Below are 5,289 nucleotides of genomic sequence, written 5' to 3' on the forward strand. Positions count from 1 at the left end.
ACCTCGGGGCGGTTCGTGGCGGACCCGTTCGGCGAGGGCGGCACGCGGATGTACCGCACCGGGGACCTGGTGCGGTGGAACCCCGAGGGGAACCTGGAGTTCCTCGGCCGCACCGACGACCAGGTCAAGATCCGGGGACACCGGATCGAACCCGGCGAGATCGAGGCGGTCCTGACCGGCCACCCGGCGATCGCCCGCGCCGTCGTCACCGTGCGCACCGACGACGGACCCCGGCTGGTCGCCCACGTCGTCCCCGCCGAGGGGCAGGCGCCCACGGCCGACGCACTGCGGACCTGGCTGCGCGAGCGGCTGCCCGCGCACATGGTGCCGTCCGCCCTCATGGTGCTGGACGCGCTGCCGCTGACCCCGAACGGCAAGCTCGACCGGCGTGCCCTCCCGGCACCCGAGCAGCGGCCCGCCGCACCGGGGCGGGGTCCGCGCACCGCCGTCGAGCACCTGCTCCAGGGGCTGTTCGCCGAGGTCCTGGGGGTCACCGAAGCCGGACTGGACGACAGCTTCTTCGACCTCGGCGGACACTCCCTGCTCGCCACCCGGCTGGTGGCCCGGGCCCGTTCGGTGCTGGGCGTGGAGCTGAGGCTGCACGATCTGTTCGACGCGCCGACGGTGACGGAACTGGCGGCCGCGGTGGACGCCGCGGGCCGGGCGCGCCCGGCCCTGGTACGCCGCGAGCGGCCCGGGAGCCTCCCGCTCTCCTCCGCGCAGCGCCGCCTGTGGTTCCTGCACCGGATGGAGGGCCCGAGCGCCACCTACAACATCCCGCTGACGCTGCGGCTCTCCGGAAGCCTGGACCTGCGGGCCCTGGAAGCCGCCCTCGCGGACGTGGTGGAGCGGCACGAAAGCCTGCGTACCGTCTTCCCGGTGACCGACGGCGTGCCGTGGCAACGCGTGCTCGACGCCGACGCCGCACGGCCGAACCTGCTGGTGACCGAGACCACCGGGGGCGAGCTGCCCGACAGGCTGGCACGGGCGGCCCGGCGCGGCTTCGAACTCTCCGACGAACCGCCGCTGCGCGCCGAACTGTTCCGGCTCGGCACCGAGGAGCACGTGCTGCTGCTGGTGATGCACCACATCGCCGGTGACGGCTGGTCGACCGGGCCGCTCTCGCGGGACCTGACGACCGCCTACACGGCCCGCAGCGAGGGGGCGCCGCCGCAGTGGTCGCCGCTTCCGGTCCAGTACGCCGACTACACCCACTGGCAGCAGGAGCTGCTCGGCGACGGCGCCGACCCCGACTCCCTGCTCAGCGGCCAACTCGCCTACTGGCGGGAGCGTCTGGCGAACCTGCCCGAGCAGATCGAGCTGCCCTTCGACCGGCCGCGCCCCCTGGCGATGACCTACCGGGGCGCCCACCTTCCGGTGCGGATCGACCCCGAACTGCACCAGGGCCTGCGCGCACTCGCCCGGGACGGCGGAGCCAGCCTCTTCATGGTGCTCCAGGCCTCACTGGCCGCCCTGCTGGGCAAGCTCGGCGCCGGCACCGACGTCCCCATCGGCACGCCGATCGCGGGGCGCACCGACGAGGCACTGGACGACCTGGTCGGCTTCTTCGTCAACACCCTGGTGCTGCGCACCGACCTGTCCGGGAACCCGTCGTTCACCGAACTGCTGGGCCGGGTGCGCTCCGGGGCCCTGGAAGCGTACGCGCACCAGGAGATGCCGTTCGAGCACCTGGTGGAGGCGCTGAACCCGACCCGGACGCTCGCCCACCACCCGCTGTTCCAGACCATGCTCACCCTCCAGAACGCGCCGTTCGGCACCTTCGAGCTGCCGGGCCTGCGGGTGGCGACCGATCTGGTCCCCACCAGGACGGCCAAATGCGACCTGAACGTCGTCCTGGCCGAACAGCCGGACGGCGAGGGCCTGTCGGGCGTCGTGGAGTACAGCACCGATCTCTTCGACGCGGCCACCGTCGCCGAGGTCGTCGAGCGGTGGCAGCGGCTGCTGCGTGCCGTCGTCGCCGCCCCCGGCCGACGGATCGGCCAGGTGGACGTGGTCTCCGCCGAAGAGCTCCGGGCCCTGCTGCCGGCCGTCACCGAGCAGGTCGGGGCGCTGCCGGAAGGGGCTCTGCCCGCGCTGTTCGAGCGGCAGGTACGCGCGAACCTCGCGGCGACCGCCCTCAGCGACGGCGCGGCCACCCTGACGTACGGCGAGTTGAACGCCCGCGCCAACCGGCTGGCGCACGCCCTGATCCGCCGGGGCGTGGGGCCGGAGCAGCTGGTGGCGCTGGCTCTGCCGCGCTCGGCGGAGCTGGTCGTGGCGGTCCTCGCCGTGCTCAAGGCCGGCGCCGCGTACGTCCCGGTGGACCCGGAGTACCCCGCCGCCCGCATCGCGTATCTGCTCCAGGACACCCGGCCCGCGCTCCTCGTGACGACGAGCCGGACCGGAGAGCGGCTTCGGGCCGAAGGCGTGGACCGGCTGCTGCTGGACACCGCCGACCTGGACGGACTGCCGGAAACGGACCCGGGTGTCGCCCTCGACCCGGAGCAGGCCGCCTACGTCATCCACACCTCCGGCTCCACCGGCAACCCCAAGGGCGTGGTGGTCCCGCACCGGAACGTGGTGCGCCTGTTCGACACCACCCGGGAGCTGTTCGGCTTCTGTGCCGACGACGTGTGGACCCTCTTCCACTCCTACGCCTTCGACTTCTCGGTGTGGGAGCTGTGGGGCCCGCTGCTGCACGGCGGCCGTCTGGTGGTCGTGGACCACGAGACCAGCCGGTCGCCCGGCCGGTTCCTGGAACTGCTCGCCCGCGAGCAGGTGACGGTGCTCAACCAGACCCCGTCCGCCTTCTACCAGCTGGCGCAGGCGGACGCCCAGGCGCCGGAGACCGGCCACCGGCTCGCCCTGCGCACGGTGGTGTTCGGCGGCGAGGCGCTGGAGCACGGCCGGCTGTCGGGGTGGTACCAGCGCCACGCGGACGACGCGCCGCGGCTGGTCAACATGTACGGCATCACCGAGACCACGGTGCACGTCACCCACGCGGCGCTCGACCGGTCCCCCGCAGCCGCCGGCCGGATCGGCACGGCTCTGCCGGACCTGCGGGCGTACGTGCTCGACGACGGCCTGCGGCCGGTGGCCCCGGGCGTGCCCGGCGAGCTGTACGTCGCCGGTGCGGGCCTGGCGCGCGGCTACCTCAACCGGCCCGGCCTGACCTCGGGGCGGTTCGTGGCGGACCCGTTCGGAGCGCCGGGATCGCGCATGTACCGCAGCGGCGACGTGGTGCGCCGGGGGGCGGACGGCGGTCTGCGCTACGTCGGCCGCGCCGACCAGCAGGTGAAGGTGCGCGGGTTCCGGATCGAACTCGGCGAGATCGAGGCTGCGCTGGCCGCGTGCCCGGGCATCGCCCAGGTCGCCGTGCTGGCCCGGCAGGACCGGGCCGACGACACCCGGCTGGTCGCCTACCTGGTGCCCGCCCCGGGCGCCGCCCCCGATGCGGCAGAGCTGCGCGTCCACCTGCGCGAGCGGTTGCCGGAGTACATGGTGCCGTCGGCGTTCGTCCTGCTGGACGCGCTGCCGCTGACCGTCAACGGCAAGCTGGACCACCGGGCCCTGCCCGCCCCCGACACCGCCCCGACGGCCACCGGCCGCGCGCCGCGCACCCCGCAGGAGCAGATTCTCTGCGAGCTCTTCGCGGAGGTCCTGGGCGTGGCGTCGGCCGGTGTGGAGGACGGATTCTTCGACCTGGGCGGGCACTCCCTGCTCGCCACCCGCCTGGCCGCCCGCATCCGCGCGACGCTCGGCGTGGAAATGCCGCTGCGCACCCTGTTCGAGGCGCCGACCCCGGCGGGACTGGCCGCCGCCCTGGTGGCCGCCGGGCCGGCGCAGGCCGCCCTGGTGAAGCGCGAGCGCCCCGAGGCGGTACCGCTGTCCTTCGCGCAGCGGCGGCTCTGGTTCCTGCACCAGTTGGAGGGGGCGGGCGCGAACTACCACATCTCGCTGGCGTGGCGGCTGACCGGGGATCTGGACCGGCGGGCCCTGGAAGCCGCCGTGGCGGACGTGGTGGCCCGGCACGAAAGCCTGCGCACCGTCTTCCCCGCCGTGGACGGCACGCCGTACCAGCGGGTGCTGGACGTGACGGCGGCCCGCCCGCGGCTGCTCGTGGACCGGACCACCGAGGCCGGACTGCCCGCCCTGATGGCGACGGCGAAGGACCGTCCCTTCGATCTGGCGGTCGATGTGCCGCTGCGGGTCCAGCTGTTCGAGCTCGCGCCCGACGAGCACGTCCTCCAGGTGGTGCTCCACCACATCGCGGGCGACGGCTGGTCGCTGGGCCCGCTCACCCGGGGGCTGACCGCCGCCTACGCGGCGCGCCACCGCGGCGAGGAGCCGCAGTGGGCGCCGCTGCCCGTGCAGTACGCCGACTACACCCTGTGGCAGCACGAACTGCTCGGGGACTCCGCCGACCGGGACAGCCCGTTCGCCGGACACGCGGACTACTGGACCCGGCAGCTGGCAGGGCTGCCGGAGTGCGTCCAGCTGCCCACCGACCGGCCCCGCCCGGCCATCGCCACCCATCGGGGCTCCTCCGTGAGCGCGGGGCTGGACGCCGAGCTCCACCGCGGTCTGAGTGAACTCGCCCGCGCCCACGGGACCAGTCTGTTCATGGTCCTCCAGGCCGGACTCGCGGCGCTGCTGAGCAAGCTCGGTGCGGGCGACGACATCCCCGTCGGCAGCCCGGTCGCCGGCCGGACCGACCAGGCGCAGGACGAACTGGTCGGCTACTTCGTCAACACCCTCGTGTTCCGTACCGACACCTCGGGCGATCCGACGTTCGCCGAGCTGCTCGACCGGGTCCGGGACACGGCGCTGGCCGGCTACGCCCACCAGGACCTGCCGTTCGAGTACCTGGTCGAGGTTCTCAACCCGTCCCGTTCGCTCGCGCACCGCCCGCTGTTCCAGGTCATGCTGGTGCTGCAGAACGCGCCCCGCGCCGACTTCGCACCGCCCGGGCTCCGCGTCGACGACATGCCGTCGGCGTCGACCACGGCCAAGCTCGACCTGATCTTCACGATGTCCGAACGGCACGCCGAGGACGGCTCCCCGGACGGGATCGACGGAGTCGTCGAGTACACCACCGACCTGTACGACCCCGCGGCCATGACGAGGATGACCGCGCGGTGGGAGCGGCTGCTCCGCCTCGCGGTCGCCGACCCGCGGTGCCGCCTCAGCGGGCTCGATCTGCTGACGGCCGACGAGCGGGGTGAGTTGGCAGCGCTGGGTGCGGGTCCGGTGGCCGGGGTGTCCGGTGAGGGTTTGTTGGAGTTGTTC

At 73.9% G+C, this 5,289-nt stretch carries 1 protein-coding gene; it reads left to right on the forward strand.

All coding sequences use genetic code 11. The features are described from left to right. Positions 1-5,289, forward strand: a 5,289-nt coding sequence (locus tag ACFWEP_RS31095; protein ID WP_387375100.1) for an amino acid adenylation domain-containing protein, incomplete at both ends; no start/stop codon positions are given.

The organism is Streptomyces sp. NPDC060198, assembly GCF_042728415.1.
GTDB lineage: Bacteria > Actinomycetota > Actinomycetes > Streptomycetales > Streptomycetaceae > Streptomyces.